Raw genomic sequence first — 17,700 nt, 5'->3', positions numbered from 1 at the left:
TCTCAGTTGATGAACCGCAGGTCGTTGAACCAGCCGGCGGCCACCGCCATCACGTAGAAGTCGGTGAGCGCCAGGGTGCCCAGGGTGATCCAGGCGAGCTGCATGTGCCGGACGTTCAACCACGACACGCCGGTCCACGCCTTGTAGCGCACCGGGTGCTTGGAGAAGTGCTTGAGCCGGCCGCCGATGATGTGCCGGCAGGAGTGGCAGGAGATGGTGTACGCCCACAGCATCACCACGTTCACCAGCAGCACGATGTTGCCCAGGCCGAAGCCGAAGCCCTCCGGGGAGTGGAAGGCGTAGATCGCGTCCCAGGTGTTGATCAGCGAGATGATCGCGGCGGCGTAGAAGAAGTAGCGGTGCAGGTTCTGCCCGAGCAGCGGGAACCGGGTCTCACCGCTGTAGGAATCGTGCCCGTCCGGCACCGCGCAGGCCGGCGGCGACAGCCAGAACGACCGGTAGTAGGCCTTGCGGTAGTAGTAGCAGGTCAGCCGGAACAGCAGCAGGAACGGCAGGGTCAGCGCCGCGTCCGGGATGATCCACCAGCCGGGCAGGAAGCTGCCGAAGTGTGAGGAGCCCTCGACGCACCGCTCGGTCACACAAGGTGAGTAGAACGGCGTCAGATAGTGGTATTGGTCGACCCAGTACCACTTGTGCATGAAGACCCGGACGGTCGCGTAGATGACCCAGGCACTGAGCCCGACGACGGTGATCAGTGGCGCGAGCCACCAGCGGTCGGTCCGCAACGTCTTCGCCGCGATGGCGGCACGCGCCCGCGCGCCCCGCGGCTGCGACCTCGGCGCCCTGGCCGACGTAGTTGTCATTTCGAGTCATCTCCCTGACGTCACTGTCACGTCCTGCGCACACGCGGGACCACGCCCCGAAACCGGCGCGGTCAAGTGACACACGTTACGCCGATCTTCACGGCCCGGCCGCGCAACGCAGTGTCCCGTGTGTCCCGCTGGTTGGAAAGACCCGAATCATAATCAAGATGCGCGGCGCGCCGACCGGTCACCTGGCGGAGCCGACCGGTCAGCCGGACGCGCCGCCGGTGAAGTTCCACGAGGCCAACCGCAGCGCCGGCGCCTCCGACCAGAACCCTTCGACGCGGTCCGGCTGGCGGACCGCACACCGGCCGAGGCCGAGCACCCGACCCGGCCCCAGCGCGCGCGGATAGGACTCGGTGAACCGGAAGTCGCGCACCGCCCTGGTCGGCACGCCGTCCTCGATCAGCCACACACCGTTGCGGGTCAGCCCGGTGATCACCAACTGCTTCGGATCCAGCACCCGCGTGTACCAGAAGTCGCTCACCAGCAACCCGCGCCGCACGCCGGCGACCAGGGCCGCCGTGTCCGGGTCACCCACCGCACCGGTCACCCCGGCGCTCACCGGCCCGGCCACCACCCCGCCGGCCGGACTCCCCGCCGGCAGCAGGCGGACGTTGCGCGCGATCGGGCCGAACGTCGACCCGCCGGGCATGCCGTGCCCGGTGGACCCGGCGCCCACCTCGGCCCCGCTGCGCCGGTCGTGCGCCACCGCCCCGGTGGTGCCCGCCTCCACCAGGGGCAACGCCCGCCGGGGCGTGCCCTCCAGGTCGAACGGCAGCATCGAGGCGTGCAACGGGTCGTCCACAAGCGTCACCGCCGGATCGAACTGGGCCGTGCCCGGCTCGGCGAAGGACTGCCCCTCGGTGTGCCGCTTGCCGTTGAAGCCGTACCAGGCGAGGTTGTGCAGCAGGTCCGCCACGGCCGCCGGCTCCAACACCACCTCGTACCGTCCCGCCGGCAACTCGACCGGGTCGGCCGCGGCCCGCGCCTTGGCCGCCGCGCGGGCGCCGAGCGCGGCGCCGTCCAGGTCGTCGAGGCGGTCGGCGCAGTGCCGGGCCACCCCGTCCGCGCCGCCGGTGCGGGCGATGCCGTCCATGGCCGCCTCGGCCGCCTGCCCCACCGCCGAGTGCCCGGCGGAGTTGACGAACGCCCCGGACAAGTACGCCGTGCGGCAGTAGCCGGCCGCCTCCAACCCCTCGACCGCGTCCACGAACGCGCGTACCCGGGCGGCCCGGTCGTCGGGGGACGCGAACGCGGTGGCCAGGTCGACGGCCGGGCCGGCCGGCGTCGGGGTCGGCGCGGTGAGCCCCGGCCAGGCCGGGTCGAGCGGGGCGAGCCGGGCCGCCGCCCGGGTCCGCTCGACGAGCGCGGCCAGCCCGTCCGGGTCGACCCGACTGCCGCCGCCCGTGGCGGTCCGGCCGTCCACGTGCAGCCGCAGGTGCACGGCGGTGCCGTTCTCGGCCACGTTCTGGTGGATGAACGAGTTGGCGAACCGGGTCAGGGCCAGCTCGGAGCGGGTAACGAGCACCTCGACCTCGGCGGCCGGTCCGGCCACGCGCTCGACCAGCTCCACCACCCGGGCCGCGAGTTCCCCTTCGTCGCTGCGCTCGGTGCGTTCGCTCACACCGTGCCACCTGGGCGTGCGCTCACGGCCCTCGCTGCGCTCGGTGCGTTCGCTCACGCCGTGCCGACCGGGCGTGCGCTCACGGCCCTCGCTGCGCTCGGTGCGTTCGCTCACGCGCGCACCCCCACGCGGACGCCGCGGAACCGGGCCGGCGCGGCCGGGTGACCGGTGTGCCCGACCTGGCCGGGCTGCCCCTTGCCGCAGTTGGGCGTGCCCCAGGCGACGCTTTCCGCGGAGAGCATGTCCATCGAGCGCCAGAAGACCGGCCCGATGCCGGTGTAGGTCGGGTTGCGCAGCATCCGCCCCCGCCGGCCGTTGCGCACCTCCCAGCCGACCTCGCACCCGAACTGGAAGTTGAGCCGCTTGTCGTCGATCGACCAGGACCTGTTGATGTCCATCAGCACCCCGTCGTCGGTGGCCGCGATGATCTCGTCGAGCGTGTGCGGGCCCGGTTCGAGGCCCACGTTCGTCATCCGCACCATCGGCAGCCGGGCCCAGCCGTCGGCGCGTACGCTGCCGCCGTGATCCAGGCCGGCGACGGCGGCCGAGTCGCGGCCGGCGAGCACGCCCACCCACCGGCCCTCGCGGACCGCGTCCCGGCGGACCGCCGGGGAACCCTCGTCGTCGAAGCCGAAGCTGCCGAGCGCGCCCGGGATGGTCGGGTCGATGGTCACGTTCATCAGCTCCGAGCCGTAGCGCAGCGAGCCGAGGCGGGTCAGGTCGAGCCAGGAGGTGCCGGCGAAGGCCGCCTCCCAGCCGAGGATGCGGTCCAGCTCGATGGCGTGCCCGACCGACTCGTGGATCTGCAACGCGAGCTGCTCGCCGCCGAGGATCAGGTCGGTCTCGCCGGCCGGGCACTCCGGCGCGGTGAGCAGCTCCCGGGACTCCTCCGCGATCCGGGCCGCGTGCGCGGCCAGGTCGAGCGAGGTGACCAGCTCCCAGCCGGTGGTGCCGTACTGCCCGCGGTAGCTCGGGTAGGACCGGCGTTGGGTCTCGCCGTCGCCGATCGAGGTGGCCGAGATGCCGCCGCCGCACTCCCGGATGTGCTGGTCGATCCGGTGGCCCTCGCTGGAGACGAACCACTTCGTCGTGTCCCAGATCTGGTAGAGCCCCTCGGCCAGGTCGGCGCCGTGCTCCCGCATCGTGGCGGTGGCGCCGACAAGCAGGTCGCCCTTTGTCGACAGCGGCACCCCGAGCGGGTCGACCGCGCACTCCGAGGCCCAGCTCGCCACCGCCGCGTCGACAGGCACCAGGTCGATCGGCGGGCCGGGAACCCGCGCGCTCGCGGCGGCGATCACCGCGGCGCGCCGGCCGGCGTCGCGGGCCGCGGCGTCGGACAGCTCGGGTACGGCGTGGAAGCCCCACCCGGAGCCGACCAGGGCGCGCACGCCCAGCCCGATGCTCTCGTGCTGGGTCAGCTCCTCGACGTCGCCGTTGCGGGCCGACATCGACTCGTAGCGGCGGTGCATCACCCGGGCGTCGGCGTAGCGGGCGCCCGCGTCGAGGGCGGCCTGCACGGCGGCGGTCGCCGCATCGAATCCCATGCGCCGACCCTAGGCGAGCGCACCGACATCCGTCAGGGGACGAGATCCTCCGGCCGGATCGTGGCCCGGACGGGTTCGGACAGCTCCAGCACGTCGCCGGGCTTGGTCACCGACACCTCCCGGTAGTGCCGCCCCTGCCGCCGGTAGAGGTGCAGCGTGCCGTTCTCCTGCTCGACGAGCAGGTACCACTCGATCTCGGCAGCGGCGTAGTAGTGCATCTTGAGCACCTTGTCGGTGGCCGCGTTGCCGGGTGAGATGACCTCGCAGACGAGTCGCACGTCCCGCGCCTCGATCATCGGCTCGTCGAAGTCGATCGGCTCGGTGACGACCAGATCGGGAATGGGGATCCGGCCCGGCCGGAGCCGGACGTTGACGGTCTCCAACAGTTCCAGGCCCACGCGGCGCGCCGCCGTCTCCAGCAGGTTGCCGAGATTGCGTTGGATCCGCTGGTGTCGCGGGGTTGGTGCCGGCGTCACGTGAAGGCTCCCGTCGAAGAGTTCGACGCGTTGCTGCGTCTCCCCGAGAGAGAGGTATTCCTCTTCGGTCCACGGGCCGTCGTGGTCGAACACCGCCGCCGTCATGGCTGACCTCCACCTCGCGTCGCCGGCATCGTGGCCGCTGCACGCGTTTCATCGTCGCACTTCGCGTCCGCCGCCGGAGCAACGCTGCCGAGTCGTGCGGTCAACCGAGCAGATCCTCCGGCCGGATAGTGACGCGTACGGGTTGGTGCAGGTTCAGTGTGTCGCCCCGCTTCGCAACGGAATGCTCGACGTAGTGCGTGTCCTGCCGCCGGTAGAGGCGCATGGTCAACGTGTCCTGTTCGACCAGCAGGTACCACTCGATCTGCGCTGCGGCGTAGTAGTGCATCTTGAGCACCTTGTCGGTCGCCGCGTGGCTAGGTGAGATGACCTCGCAGACCAGACGGACGTCGCTGGCCTCGATCACCGGTATGCGCAGGTCGATGTCGTCGGTGATGACCAGGTCGGGGATGGGGATGCGGCCAGGCCGCAGTCGTACGTTCACGGCTTCGAGCACCCGCAGGCCGGCCTTTCGCACCGGCGCGCGGAAGATCGCGCGAAGTTCGCCGGAGATGTTCTGATGCAGCGGGGTGGGACCAGGGGTCACGTAGAGGCTCCAGTCGAAGAGTTCGACGCGTTGCTGCGTCTCCCCGAGAGAGAGGTATTCCTCTTCGGTCCACGGGCCGTCGTGGTCGAACACCGCCGCCGTCATGGCTGACCTCCATCTCGTGTCGGCCGGGATCGTCAACCGTTCGCTCGGGACATCGTCGCACCTGCGGTGCGGTGACCGTGTCACTACGGTGAGCCATGCCTGGTGAATGTCCCAGGTGGCGGGCTGCGGGTCGGAGACCCAGTCGTTACGCTCTGACCGCTGACAGACCGCTCGATGTAGCTTATTTTCGCCTCCAGAGGGTTGCTGTAGGTTCTCTTCATCACCGAAGGGGAGGCGGTCATGAGCAGGTCGGAGACGGCGCCGTCCGGGGAGCCGGACCGCCCCGAGGTGCCGGAGCAACGCACCGCCGACGCGCCGTATCTCCAGGTCACGGACCTGCGGGTGCGGTTCGACACCGAGGACGGTGTGGTCCGGGCCGTGGACGGGGTGTCGTTCGCCGTCCAGCGGGGTCGCACGCTTGGCATCGTGGGCGAGTCCGGCTCCGGCAAGAGCGTGACGTCGTTGGCGATCCTCGGGCTGCACAACTCCACGCGCGCCACCATCACCGGGGAGATCTCCGTCGGCGGGCGTCAGCTTGTCGGCCTGCCCGAGGAGGAGGTACGGCGGCTGCGGGGCCGGGACATGGCGATGATCTTCCAGGATCCGCTGTCGGCGTTGCACCCCTACTTCACGGTGGGCCGGCAGATCGCCGAGGCGTACCGGGTGCACCACCCGAAGGCCGGCCGACGGGAGGCCCGGACGCGGGCGGTGGACATGCTGGGCCGGGTGGGCATCCCGCAGCCCGAGCGGCGGTACGAGCAGTATCCGCACGAGTTCTCCGGCGGCATGCGGCAGCGCGCGATGATCGCGATGGCCCTGGTCAACGACCCGGACCTGCTGATCGCCGACGAGCCGACCACGGCGTTGGACGTGACCGTGCAGGCGCAGATCCTGGACCTCCTCGCCGACCTCCAGGCGGAGTTCCGCTCGGCGATCATCCTGATCACCCACGACCTGGGCGTGGTGTCGCAGGTCGCCGACGACGTGCTTGTCATGTACGGGGGACGGGCGGTGGAGCGGGGCAGCGTGGCGCAGGTGCTGCGGGCGCCGCAGCATCCGTACACCTGGGGGTTGCTGTCGAGCGTGCCGTCGTTGCACGGCGACGCGGACGCGGACCTGGTGCCCATCCCGGGCAACCCGCCCAGCCTGATCAACCTGCCGTCGGGGTGCGCGTTCCACCCGCGGTGCCGGTACGCCGACGTCAACGGCGACCGGTCCCGCACCGAGGTCCCGCGGTTGCGCGACGCCGGCCAGCCGGGGCATCTGGTGGCCTGTCACCTGTCGGCGGCGGACCGGCAGCGGATCCACCGCGACGAGATCGCCCAGGGGGGAGTGGTCCGATGAGCATCGATGCGACAGCCGGCCGGTCGGCCCCGACCACGACGCCGGCCGAGACCGGGCCGCTGCTGTCGGTACGCGGACTGACCAAACACTTCCCCGTCCGCGAGGGACTGCGGGGCAGGGGGGCGGTGCGGGCGGTCGACGGGCTCGACTTCGACGTGCGGCCGGGGGAGACCCTCGGCCTGGTGGGGGAGTCGGGGTGCGGCAAGACCACCACCGGGCGCATGCTGGTGCGGCTGCTGGAACCGACCGCCGGCAGCATCACGTTCGCCGGCCGGGACATCACCCACGCCGGCCGCCGTGAGCTGCGCTCGCTGCGGCAGGACCTGCAGGTCATCTTCCAGGACCCGTACGCGTCGTTGAACCCCCGCCACACCGTCGGGCGGATCGTGGCGATGCCGTTGCAGGTCAACCGGATCACCCCGCCCGGCGGGGTGCGGAAGCGGGTCCAGGAATTGCTGGAACTAGTCGGGTTGAACCCGGAGCACTACAACAGGTACCCGCACGAGTTCTCCGGCGGGCAACGTCAACGCATCGGCATCGCCCGGGCACTGGCCCTGGAACCGAAACTCATCGTCGCCGACGAACCCGTCAGCGCGCTCGACGTCTCCATCCAGGCGCAGGTCATCAACCTGCTGCGCGACCTGCAACGCGACCTCGACCTGGCGTTCGTGTTCATCGCCCACGACCTGGCCGTGATCCGCCACTTCAGCCACCGCGTGGCAGTCATGTACCTCGGCCGGATCGTCGAGATCGGCGACCGGGACGCCATCTACACCCGCCCGCAACACCCGTACACCCGGGCGTTGCTGTCGGCCATCCCCGACGTCACCACGCTCGGGCCGGCCGGCCGCATCCGCCTCACCGGTGACGTGCCCACCCCGCTCAACCCGCCCTCCGGCTGCCGCTTCCGCACCCGCTGCTGGAAGGCCACCGACCGCTGCGCCACCGAAGAACCCGCACTCGTCACCCGCGACGGCGGCAGCCAACTCACCGCCTGCCACTACCCGGAGAGCGGGCCGGTGCGAGCCGCCGAGCCGGCCGGCGGCGGCGTTGTCGAGCCGGGGACGGCCGGCGGCGGGGTTGTCGAGCCGGGGACGGTCGGGGGCGGCGACACCCCGGAACTCAAGGAGGTGGCGGAATGAGCCTGTCCCCGGTCGAGGGCGTCGCGCTCGCCGAGATCGACTCACCGGGTGACGGCGACGAGCGCCGGGACCGGGAGTTCGTCGGCCGCTCGCCCGGCCAGCTCGCCCTGGCGCGGCTGCGGCGGGACCGCACCGCCCTGATCAGCGGCGCGCTGCTGGTCTTCTTCGTGCTCGTCGCGCTCGCCGTCCCGCTGATCCAGGCGCTGTACGGGGTGGGGCCGAAGGAGCAGTTCCAGAGCCGGCTCGACGGCTACGGCATGCCGCTCGGTTACGCCGGTGGCGTCACCGGCGAGCACTGGTTCGGGCTGGAACCCGGCCTGGGCCGGGACATCTTCGTCCGGATGGTGCACGGCCTGCGCACGTCGCTGTTCATCGCGTTCGCCGCCGCCGTGCTGACCGCAGTGATCGGCGTGACACTGGGTACGCTCGCCGGCTACCTGGGCGGCTGGCTGGACACGGTGATCAACTGGATCACCGACCTGACCCTGGCCATGCCGTTCCTGATCATCGCGCTGGCGCTGATGCCGACCGTGGCGCTGCGCTTCTACGGCCCACGGGAGGCCGTCCCGGCGTACTTCCAGATCGGGGTGCTCATCGCGATCTTCGCGCTCTTCGGCTGGACCAGCACCGCCCGCCTGGTCCGGGGTCAGATCATCGCGCTGCGCGAGCGCGAGTTCGTGGAGGCGGCCCGGGCCAGCGGCGCCGGGCTGGGACACATGCTGTTCCGGCAGTTGCTGCCGAACGTCTGGGCGCCGATCCTGGTCGCCTTCTCGCTCGCCGTGCCGCAATACATCACGAGCGAGGCGGCACTGTCGTTCATCGGCGTCGGGCTGACCGACGAGACGCCGAGCTTCGGGCGGATGATCTACCGCAGCCTCGACTACCTCCAGACCGACCCGGCGTACGTCTTCTTCCCCGGCATCACGATCTTCGCGCTCGTGTTCGCCTTCAACCTCTTCGGCGACGCGCTGCGCGACGCGCTCGACCCGAAGTCGTCCCGGTAGGAGGCCGACCCATGACGCGTTTCCTCGTCCGCCGGCTGCTCTCGGCCGCGCTCACGCTCTTCGCGGTGAGCGTGCTCAGCTTCCTGATGTTCTTCGCCCTGCCCCGCGACCCGGTCAGCGGCATGTGCCCGAAGAACTGCAACCCGGAGCGGCTGGAACGGGTCCGCCAGGAGTTGGGCCTGCGCGATCCGCTGATCAGCCAGTACGCCGGTTACATGAAGGGCATCGTCACCGGCCGGGACCTGGGCAGCGCCCAGGGCGGTAGGTGCGACGCGCCCTGCCTCGGCTGGTCGTACGTCTCCAACGAGGCCGTCTCGGACACCATCGCCCGGGTGCTGCCGGTGACGCTGAGCATCGTCATCCCGGCCGCCGTCCTGTGGCTGTTGCTCGGCGTCGGCCTGGGCATGCTCTCGGCGCTGCGCCGCGGTAGCTGGCTGGACCGGGCGGCGATCGGCTTCTCCCTGACCGGCGCCTCCCTCCAGCTCTACTTCGTCGGCGCGGTGCTGCTCATCGTCTTCGTCTACAACCTGCGGCTGCTGCCGGTGCCCCGCTACACATCGCTCTTCGACGATCCGCTGAAGTGGGGCAGCGGGCTGGTGCTGGCCTGGGTGGCGCTCGCCTTCCTCTTCTCCGCCATCTACGCCCGACTGTCCCGGGCCCAGATGCTGGAGACGCTGTCGGAGGACTTCGTCCGCACCGCGCGGGCCAAGGGCCTGGCCAAACGATCCGTCTACGGCCGGCACGCGCTGCGCGCCGCGATCACGCCGGTGGTGACCATCGCCGGGCTGGACGTCGGCGGCGCGCTCGGCGGGACCGTGATCACCGAGACGACCTTCGGCCTGAACGGGATGGGCCGGACCGCCGTCGACGCGGTCCGCGCCGGTGATCTGCCGACCATCATGGCGACCGTGCTGATCGCGGCCGTCTTCGTGGTGCTGGCGAACGTGGTGGTGGACCTGCTCTACGCCGTCATCGATCCCCGGGTGCGGCTGGGCTGAACGAACCCATCGAAACCAATTCCTGGAGGTAGAAGATGAGACGACCACGCGCAGTGGCCGCCGTCGGCGCCATCGCACTCGTGGTGGGGCTGGGCGCCTGCTCGAAGAACACGGGCGAGGGCACCGAGGTCGACGGCAACCGGCAGCAGACCGGCGTCATCGCGACCGACCCGAAGGACTCGCAGGGGCCGGCGGCGGAGGTGGACGGCGCGGCCAAGGGCGGCACGTTCACCATCATCCGGGAGACCTCCATCTCCCACCTGGACCCGCAGCGGACGTACTCGTTCGCCGGCCTGATGGCCAGCCCGCTCTTCGCGCGCTACCTGACCACCTGGAAGGACGACGGCAAGGGCGGCCTGGTCCTGGTGGGCGACCTGGCCGAGACCCCGGGCAAGAACGTCAACGACGACTGCAAGGTCTGGGAGTTCACCATCAAGGACGGGGTGAAGTTCGAGGACGGCAGCCCGATCACCGCCAAGGAGATCGCGTACGGCATCGCCCGCTCCTTCGACCCGGACCTCACCAGCGGCCCGACCTACATCCAGGAGTGGTTGGCCGACAGCCCGCAGTACGACACCAAGTGGGACTTCAAGAAGAACAAGACGTCGCTGCCGCCGGGTCTGACCACGCCGGACGACAAGACCCTGCGCTTCGAGTTCGCCAAGCCCCGCTGCGACCTGCCGTTCGCGGTCTCGCTGCCCACCACCGCGCCGCTGAAGCCGGAGAAGGACACCGGGGTCAACCTGGACCAGCGGCCGTTCTCGTCCGGCCCCTACAAGATCGCCAACAACCAGGTCGGCGTCCAGCTCACGCTGGACCGCAACCCGAACTGGGACCCGAAGACCGACCCGGTGCGGCACCAGTACCCGGACCAGTTCGTCTGGACCTTCGGCCCGACCGCGGACGCCGCCAACAACCGGGTGATCGCCGACAACGGCGCCGACCAGAGCGCGATCGCCTTCAACTCGGTGCCCGCCTCGCTCGTCGCCAAGGTCGCCGGTGACGCCGCGCTGAAGTCGCGGACGCTGCTGTCCCCGACCCCGAGCGCCAACCAGCTCGTGATCAACACCCAGCGGGTCAAGGACCTGAAGATCCGCCAGGCGCTCAACTACGCGATCGACCGCGAGGGCATGGTCAAGGCGCTCGGCGGACAGACCGTCGCCCAGCCGATCACCACCCTGATGCCGCCTTCCACCATCGGCTACAAGGCGTACGACGCCTACCCGGCGGGCGCCAACGGCAACACGGAGAAGGCGAAGGAACTGCTCGGCGGTCAGACGCCCGAGCTGGTCCTCGGCGTCGCCGACAACACCACCGAGCAGCAGCAGGCGGTGCAGCTCAAGGGCAACCTGGAGCGCGCCGGCTTCAAGATCACGGTCCGGAACATCCCGGACGACTCGAAGCTGGACGAGATCAAGAAGAAGGACAACCCGTGGGACCTCTACATCGGTAACTGGGCCGCCGACTGGCCGAGCGGCGCCTCGATCCTGCCGGTGCTCTACGACGGCCGCACCATCAAGGCCGAGGGCAACAGCAACCAGTCCTACTTCAACGACGACGCGATCAACGCCGAGATGGACCGGATCCTGGCCATGCCCCCGGCCGACCAGGGCCCGGAGTGGGGCAAGCTCGACGAGCGGATCATGAAGGAGTTCGCGCCCGTGGTCCCGCTCTACGTCGACGTGGCGTACAACGTGCACGGCTCCAAGGCCGGCGGCGTCTTCATCTCCTCCGTCTTCGGCTACCCGAACTTCATCAACGCCTACGTCAAGCAGTAGAGCCGCACGTCGGGAGGGGTGAGCAGCCGCGGGCTGCCCACCCCTCCCGCTCACCTGGTCTCGTTGGGACGCCGCGCAGGCGGGCAACCGGCCGTACGGTGGTCCACGCTCCGGCCCGGGCGGCGATCGTTTTGGCCACGATCAACATAGCCCCAGTCGTGGGGTTACTCGTCGTCGTCCGCCGGCCGGGGTGGTCGGTGGTCCCGGATGTAGCGTTCCACATCCCGCTTGAGCCAGACCGCGCCGACCGACAGCTCCTGGTACGGCGCAGGAAACGCGGGGTGCCTCCGGATCTCCCGAAACCTCGACCTGCCCACCCCGAGCATCTTCAAGATCTCACCGGCCGCGACGAGTTCGCCTGGTCCCGTCTCCTTGGTCACGCCTTCGACGGTAGGAGCGTGCAGGCCCGTCAGTGACTACGCGGTTAAATGGTCCCACCAATGTGGGCCCGTCAAGGTTGACGGGGTGGCAAGCGTCGGGGTTCGATGGGTGAGGTCCCCGCTCTGCTGGAGGCATGACTCCGTAGGGCGGGGTGTCCCTGGCGTCGGGCATGCTCCAGGAGGTCGAAATGCAGCGACACGCCCCGCTCAAGCCGCTCTGGATCTGCACCGCCTGCGCCCACCCCTGGCCTTGCGGACCCGCCCGGTTGGAGCTGGCCGCCCAGTACGCCGGCGAATCGCAGTACCTGGCGTTGGATATGGCGGGGCTGATGAACGAGGCGGCCGAAGACCTGACCCGGCTGTACCCGAACCCGCCCGACCTGTTGGCGCTCTACGGCAGGTTCCTCGGCTGGGTCCGGCACTGCACGGTCCACCGCAGCCAGATCCGCCACCTCGGCCACATCGAGCCCTGACCGCCTCTGGCGACGCGCCTGGCACGCAAGTGTTAATAGGGGCCCCTTCCTCTACCGAATGCGTTAAGCGGGGCCCCCGCCTTACAGGTGGCGGCGGAGGAAATCCAGCTCCAGGGGGAGGAGGCGCTCCGCGACGCCGCCCGCCGCCAGGTGGCTGGCACCGGTCAGCGGCAGGACGGCATGCGGGCGGCCGGTGGACAGCAGCGCGGCCGAGAGCCGCAGCGTGTGCGCGGCCAGCACGTTGTCGTCGACCAGGCCGTGCACCAGCAGCATGGGCCGGGCCTCGGCCGGGTCGCCGAACGGCTCGGCGGCCAGCTCGACCAGCGAGTGGTGGGCGTAGACGTCCATGCCGTCCTCCGGCAGGCCCAGGTAACGCTCGGTGTAGGCGGTGTCGTACCAGGCCCAGTCGGTGACCGGCGCGCCGACGATCGCACACTTGAACAGCTCCGGATGGCGCAGCACCGCCAGGCCGGCGAGCCAGCCGCCGAACGACCATCCGCGCACCGCCACCCGGTCCAGGTCCAGGTCGGGGTGCTTGCCGGCGAGCGCGGTAAGCGCGTCCACCTGGTCGCTCAGGATCACGTCCGCGACCCGGCGGTGGATCGCCTTCTCGAACGAGGGCGCGATACCAGGCGTACCCCGGTTGTCGACGGTCACCACGGCGAAGCCCTGATCGGCCCACCACTGCCGTTCCAACCAGGCGCCCCGCACGGCGACGACCTCCTGGTGCCCCGGGCCGCCGTAGACGTCCACCAGCACCGGCAGCCGGGTGCCCTTCACGTGCTCGGCCGGGTAGAGCACCGCGCTCGGGAGCCGCCTGTCGGTCACCCGCACCAGCGTCGGTCGGGGAGCGTACGACGGGACGGCGGCGAGCGAACGCAACTCGCCCACCTCACGGTCGCCGTGCCAGATCCGCCAGCGGACCCCGGCGTGCTCGAGCGACGCGACCCCCACCGCGAGCGTGGACCCGCCGATCGCGGCGGTGTGCCAGCCGGGGTCGCTGCCCATCCGGCGGGCGTCCATCCCGCCGCCGATGGTGGTCCGCACCCGGTAGAGGTGGCTCTGGCTCGGCTCGCCCTCGCTCGCCTCGACGAGCAGGTCGGCGGCCGTGTTCGGGCCGCCCGGCAACCGTCCGACCACCCGCCGCACGTACAGCGAGGGCGGGGTGAGCAGCGTGCCGTCGGCGAACAGGCAGCGGGCGTCGTACCCGTCGTGGGCCAGCTCGCCCCCGACCAGCACCCGCCCGTCGGGCAGGTGCGCCGGCGTGCCGGGGATCGGCTCCACCCAGCGCGGGTCGGCCAGCTCGGCGTGCACCTGCGTCTCGCCGGTGCGCGGGTCCACCGCGAGCACCAGGCCGTGCTGCTGCGAGCGGCGCAGCACCGTGATCAGGGGCCCGCCGTCCGCCCACTCCACCGCGCTCAGATAGGGGTAGGTCTCCCGGTCCCAGTGCACGTCGACCCAGCCGTCGTCGAGGTCGAGCAGGTGCAGGCTGACCTCCGCGTTCGGGCCACCCGCCCGGGGGTACGCCACCGACGTCGGCGGGCTCGCCGGGTCGGCCGGGTCGTGCAGGTACCAGCGGGGCAGGCGGGACTCGTCGACCCGGGCGGCCAACACCGAGCGCCCGTCCGGGGCCCACCAGTAGCCCCGGTACCTGCGGAACTCCTCGGCCGCGATGTGCTCGGCCAGCCCCCAGGTCACCCCGCTGTCCTCGCCGGCGAGCAGGTTGTCCGTACCGTCCGGTTCGACCACCCGGAGCTGACCCCGGCGGACGCCCTCGGCGGTGTCGGTGACGTAGGCCAGCCGCTCGCCGGTCGGGTCGGGCCGGGGGTCGATCACCGGCCCGACGGTGGCCACCTCGACCACGTCGCCGTGCCCCAGGTCGGCCCGGAACAGCCGCCCGGCCAGCGCGAACACGGCCACCCGACCGGCCGCGTCGAGCGCGTACGAGCCGATGCCGCCGGCGCTGAGCCGCAGCCGCTCGCGCAGCGCCCGCTCGCCCGGCGCCACCCGCGCCGGTTCGGCGTCGGCGCCCAGCAGCACCGCCGGGTCCGCGACCAGACGCTCCTCGCCGGTGTCGACGTCGAGCAGCCAGAGCGCGTCGGCCGGATCCTCCGGTCCCGCGGAACGCAGGAAGAGCACCCGGGAGCCGTCCCCCGCGACGGTGACGGCGCGCGGCGCCCCGTGGCTGAACCGACGGGTACGGGCGGCCAGCTCGGGAAAGTCCACGCCTGCAGATCGTAGGCGGGCGTCGGGCGTGATGTGAGCGACCTGGGCGTACGCATCACCGTCGGGGCGGCAGGACCGCCGGTTAGAGTGACGGGCGTGACGACGCTGCCCGACCGACGCCTCCTGCTGGTCCACGCGCATCCCGACGACGAGTCGATCGGCACCGGCGCGACGATGGCGCACTACGCCGCCGCCGGCGCCCACGTCACGCTTGTGACCTGCACGCTCGGCGAGGAGGGCGAGATCCACGTGCCGGCGCTGGCGCGGCTGGCCGCGGCCGAGGCCGACCAGCTCGGCGGCTACCGGATCGGGGAGTTGGACGCGGCCTGCGCCGCGCTCGGCGTCACCGATCACCGGTTCCTCGGCGGTGCGGGCCGCTACCGCGACTCCGGGATGATGGGGTTGGTCACCAACGAGCACCCGCGGGCGTTCTGGCGGGCCGACCTGGACACCGCCGCCGGGCACCTGCTGGAGGTCATCCGCGAGGTCCGCCCCCAGGTCGTGATCACGTACGACCCGAACGGCTTCTACGGCCACCCCGACCACATCCAGGCGCACCGGGTGGCGATGCGCGGGGTGGAGTTGGCCGCGGCCGAGGGGATCGCCCCGGCGAAGGTCTACTGGACGGCCATGCCGCGCAGCGTGCTCGACGCCGGCCTGGAGGCGTTCACCGAGTCGTCGGACAACCCGTTCGCCGGCATCTCCGACGTGTCGGAGCTGCCGTTCGGCACCCCGGACGCACAGATCGCGGCGCGGATCGACGCCACCGAGCGGCACGCCGCGAAGGAGGCGGCGATGCGCGCGCACGCCACCCAGATCCCGGCCAACTCCTGGCTGTACGCCATCGCCGGCAACTTCGGCGCCGAGTTCATGGGCGTCGAATACTTCACGCTCGCGGTCGGCGAGAAGGGTCCGGGCGCCGGCCCGTACGGCTGGGAGGACGACCTCTTCGCCGGGGTGGCCCTGGACGGGCCGGACCGTGCACCGGTCGCGGCGGCCGGTCTCCGGTGACGTCGCCCGCCGTACCCGTGTCGGTCCTTCCCGAGCCGCAGCCGCCCGCACCGCCGAGCCGGGCGGAGCGGACGCTCGACGGCGTGCTGCGGGTGGTCGGCGGCGTGGTGGCGGTGTGGGCCGGCGTGCTCGTCGCGCTGCTCGACCTGATCTTCGCGACCTGGGCCTGGGAGACGGTGCAGGGCCGCTCCGGTGGTGCGCAGGCGCTCGTCGGCATCGGGCTGGCGGTCGCCGGGATCGCCGCGGTGGCGGCGTCGACGGTGCTGCTGGGCTGGTTCGCGCACTCCTCGACCGGCAGCCGGTGGGCGGTGGCGCTGGCCGCGGTGCCGTGGTTCCTGGTGATCGTCGTGGGCGGGTTCCGGACCACCGAGGGTGACCTGGCCCTGGCCGGCGACAACGTGCTCGGCCTCGCGCTGATCGTGACCGGCGCGGTCACGTTCGCGGTGCTCGGTTTCCGGCACCTCGTGGCGCCGCCGCCCGCGCCGAGCTGACCGCCGCCGCCCGCGCCGAGCTGACCGCCGCTTCCCGCGCGGGCCGAGGTGCTGACGCCGCACAGGTGACGGTGGTAGACACTTCTGCCAGAGGCCCGCCGCGGCGGCGGGCGGTACGGCGGGAGGCGTGCGATGGGTCAGCGGTGGCGTGCGGTCGGCGTGCTGGCGGCCGGGTTGTTCGTGGTGAACGTGGTGGCCCGGCTGGTCATCACATTCGCCTTTCCGGACGACGACACCGCCGCCGGCCGGGTCTCGCTCGTGATGTTCCTGGCGATCGGCCTGATCCTGGCCGGTGTCTCGTTCCGGTGGGGCGCCGACCGGCCGGTGGGGCACTGGGCCGGTGACCTGGCCGTCGCGGTGGTCACCGCGCTGGCGCTGACCGTGTTCGTCGGCCCGCTGCTCGTCGGCGAGAACCCGTTCGGCGGCGGCGCCGGCCTCTTCTTCGCCCAGATCTGGCTCTACCTGGCGGCCACCGCGGCCGGTGTGCTGATCGGTTTCCTGACCCTGACCGCGCTCGGCCGGGACTTCCGCTCCCGCCAGCTCAAGCGGTACGCCGAGCTGAAGCAGTCGCGGCCCCGCAAGGTCGTCCGCCGCTGACGTCAGGGCGCCACCCGGGTCAGGTAGGTGTGGTGGGTGGTGAAGCCGAGCTGGCGGTAGAGCCCGACGGCGGCGACGTTGCGCTGCTCCACCTGGAGGAACGCGCGGGTCGCGCCCTCGGCGGCGGCCCAGCCGGCCAGGGCGCGGACGACGGCGCCGGCGTACCCCTGCCGGCGGGCCTCCGGCAGCACCTCGAGCAGGCACACGCCGAGCCACCGGCCCTCGCCGGTGACCGTGCCGCGCCCCACCGCGAGCAGCCGGCCGTCGACCCGCAGCTCGGCGAAGCGGATCCGGTCCACGGCGGTGAGCACGTGCCGCGCGGCGTCCGGGAGGCCGCCCTTGCGGTCGGCGGCGACACCCAGCCAGTCGTCGGTGGGCGCGGCTTTCAGCGCCACGGGCGGCAGGTCGGCGGCGTCCGGCTGCGGCGCGGGGGCGGTCAGGGTGGCCAGTGGGACGGTCTGCACCAGCACAGGCGGGCGGGACGTCCAGCCGCGCGCGTCCAGCTCCGTGCCGACCGGGGCGGCCAGCGGCAGCGGCGTGTTCACCAGGGCCGGCTGGCCGTGGTCGGCGTACCAGCGTTGCACCGCGTCCAGCGCCGCGGGCAGCGGGCGGTCCGGGTCGCCGATCGGCAGCGCGCTGTTCGCCCGGCCGGTCCAGCGGGCGGCGGCGCGCAGCCGCCAGTCGCCGAGCCGTCCGCGTACCGGGGCCGGCCAGGCTTCGTCGGCGGCTGTCTCCAACGCGATCATCGCGGCGGCGGTCGGCCGGCGGGCCGGCGGCACCCGCCGGGCCCGGTGCACCTCGTCGACCGGGACGCGCAGCGGCCCGCCGTCGGTGGCCAACGTGATGTGGGTCTCGCTCAGCTCGACAAGCTCGCCGAGCGCGTCCGCGAACAGCGGTCGGCCCTCGCGAATCCCCACAATCCGGCGGACCACTATTCGGTATCCCACGTCCTGCTGTCGGAGCACGATCGACCCCCTCCCCGGCGAGATACTAGGCTCTTACCGTTGCGGATGATCGCGACGAGTCTTGCG

General features: G+C 71.8%; 17 protein-coding genes. 9 read left to right on the top strand and 8 right to left on the bottom strand.

Annotated elements, in window-relative coordinates; translation table 11 throughout:
• Positions 1–2: 2 nt before the first annotated feature.
• The 5 genes from O7613_RS20930 to O7613_RS20910 form a co-directional block, all read right to left on the bottom strand.
• A complete protein-coding gene (locus tag O7613_RS20930; protein ID WP_281586757.1) occupies positions 3–824 on the bottom strand; it encodes a hypothetical protein in 822 nt (273 codons plus the stop codon).
• Between the two features lie 208 nt (positions 825–1,032).
• Complete coding sequence (locus tag O7613_RS20925; protein ID WP_282294584.1) at positions 1,033–2,451, bottom strand: metallopeptidase TldD-related protein; 1,419 nt, start codon at positions 2,449–2,451, stop codon at positions 1,033–1,035.
• A gap of 110 nt (positions 2,452–2,561) precedes the next feature.
• Positions 2,562–3,995, bottom strand: a complete 1,434-nt coding sequence (locus O7613_RS20920) for a TldD/PmbA family protein (protein WP_282289674.1) — start codon at positions 3,993–3,995, stop codon at positions 2,562–2,564.
• Between the two features lie 32 nt (positions 3,996–4,027).
• Positions 4,028–4,576: a Uma2 family endonuclease gene (locus O7613_RS20915; RefSeq protein WP_282289673.1), complete on the bottom strand. Its 549-nt coding sequence runs from the start codon at positions 4,574–4,576 to the stop codon at positions 4,028–4,030.
• Positions 4,577–4,676: 100 nt separating this feature from the next.
• Positions 4,677–5,225, bottom strand: coding sequence for a Uma2 family endonuclease (locus tag O7613_RS20910; protein ID WP_281586760.1), 549 nt, complete (start codon positions 5,223–5,225; stop codon positions 4,677–4,679).
• A gap of 240 nt (positions 5,226–5,465) precedes the next feature.
• Here O7613_RS20910 and O7613_RS20905 point away from each other — a divergent pair, with 240 nt between their 5' ends.
• The 5 genes from O7613_RS20905 to O7613_RS20885 are packed head-to-tail and all read left to right on the top strand — an operon-like array spanning position 5,466 to position 11,491.
• Entirely contained in the window at positions 5,466–6,569 is a 1,104-nt protein-coding gene (locus O7613_RS20905) for an ABC transporter ATP-binding protein (protein ID WP_282289672.1), read from the top strand.
• Positions 6,566–7,711 carry a dipeptide ABC transporter ATP-binding protein gene (locus tag O7613_RS20900; RefSeq protein WP_282289671.1) on the top strand — a complete coding sequence of 382 codons (1,146 nt, stop codon included), beginning with the start codon at positions 6,566–6,568 and terminating at the stop codon, positions 7,709–7,711. Before O7613_RS20905 ends, O7613_RS20900 begins: the two co-directional genes overlap by 4 nt.
• Positions 7,708–8,715 (top strand): ABC transporter permease, encoded by a 1,008-nt coding sequence (locus tag O7613_RS20895; protein ID WP_282289670.1) that lies wholly within the window; start codon positions 7,708–7,710, stop codon positions 8,713–8,715. Before O7613_RS20900 ends, O7613_RS20895 begins: the two co-directional genes overlap by 4 nt.
• 11 nt (positions 8,716–8,726) lie before the next feature.
• Positions 8,727–9,713, top strand: a complete 987-nt coding sequence (locus O7613_RS20890; protein WP_282284636.1) for an ABC transporter permease — start codon at positions 8,727–8,729, stop codon at positions 9,711–9,713.
• A gap of 35 nt (positions 9,714–9,748) precedes the next feature.
• A complete protein-coding gene (locus O7613_RS20885) occupies positions 9,749–11,491 on the top strand; it encodes an ABC transporter substrate-binding protein (RefSeq protein WP_281586765.1) in 1,743 nt (580 codons plus the stop codon).
• A gap of 164 nt (positions 11,492–11,655) precedes the next feature.
• Here the strand turns inward: O7613_RS20885 and O7613_RS20880 are convergent, their stop codons facing one another.
• The gene (locus tag O7613_RS20880; protein WP_282289669.1) at positions 11,656–11,871 is read right to left on the bottom strand and encodes a hypothetical protein; all 216 of its coding nucleotides are present in this window, start codon (positions 11,869–11,871) and stop codon (positions 11,656–11,658) included.
• Between the two features lie 188 nt (positions 11,872–12,059).
• Here O7613_RS20880 and O7613_RS20875 point away from each other — a divergent pair, with 188 nt between their 5' ends.
• The gene (locus O7613_RS20875) at positions 12,060–12,344 is read left to right on the top strand and encodes a flavin reductase (protein ID WP_282289668.1); all 285 of its coding nucleotides are present in this window, start codon (positions 12,060–12,062) and stop codon (positions 12,342–12,344) included.
• Positions 12,345–12,425: 81 nt separating this feature from the next.
• On the opposite strand, the gene O7613_RS20870 is transcribed toward O7613_RS20875, so the two are convergent.
• Positions 12,426–14,570, bottom strand: a complete 2,145-nt coding sequence (locus tag O7613_RS20870) for a prolyl oligopeptidase family serine peptidase (RefSeq protein WP_282289667.1) — start codon at positions 14,568–14,570, stop codon at positions 12,426–12,428.
• A gap of 87 nt (positions 14,571–14,657) precedes the next feature.
• On the opposite strand from O7613_RS20870, the gene mshB reads away from it, so the two are divergent.
• The 3 genes from mshB (at position 14,658) to O7613_RS20855 (ending at position 16,669) form a co-directional block, all read left to right on the top strand.
• The gene (gene mshB / locus O7613_RS20865) at positions 14,658–15,581 is read left to right on the top strand and encodes an N-acetyl-1-D-myo-inositol-2-amino-2-deoxy-alpha-D-glucopyranoside deacetylase (RefSeq protein ID WP_282289666.1); all 924 of its coding nucleotides are present in this window, start codon (positions 14,658–14,660) and stop codon (positions 15,579–15,581) included.
• The gene (locus O7613_RS20860; RefSeq protein WP_281586768.1) at positions 15,578–16,072 is read left to right on the top strand and encodes a hypothetical protein; all 495 of its coding nucleotides are present in this window, start codon (positions 15,578–15,580) and stop codon (positions 16,070–16,072) included. Before mshB ends, O7613_RS20860 begins: the two co-directional genes overlap by 4 nt.
• A gap of 132 nt (positions 16,073–16,204) precedes the next feature.
• The gene (locus tag O7613_RS20855; protein ID WP_282289665.1) at positions 16,205–16,669 is read left to right on the top strand and encodes a hypothetical protein; all 465 of its coding nucleotides are present in this window, start codon (positions 16,205–16,207) and stop codon (positions 16,667–16,669) included.
• A gap of 2 nt (positions 16,670–16,671) precedes the next feature.
• On the opposite strand, the gene O7613_RS20850 is transcribed toward O7613_RS20855, so the two are convergent.
• A complete protein-coding gene (locus O7613_RS20850; protein ID WP_282289664.1) occupies positions 16,672–17,634 on the bottom strand; it encodes a GNAT family N-acetyltransferase in 963 nt (320 codons plus the stop codon).
• Positions 17,635–17,700: the final 66 nt, after the last annotated feature.

The sequence above is a fragment of the Micromonospora sp. WMMD975 genome (assembly GCF_029581215.1).
In the GTDB taxonomy this organism is placed as follows: Bacteria; Actinomycetota; Actinomycetes; order Mycobacteriales; family Micromonosporaceae; genus Micromonospora.
Note: the sequence above shows the minus strand (reverse complement) of the source record. Positions and strands in the feature narration are given on the sequence as shown.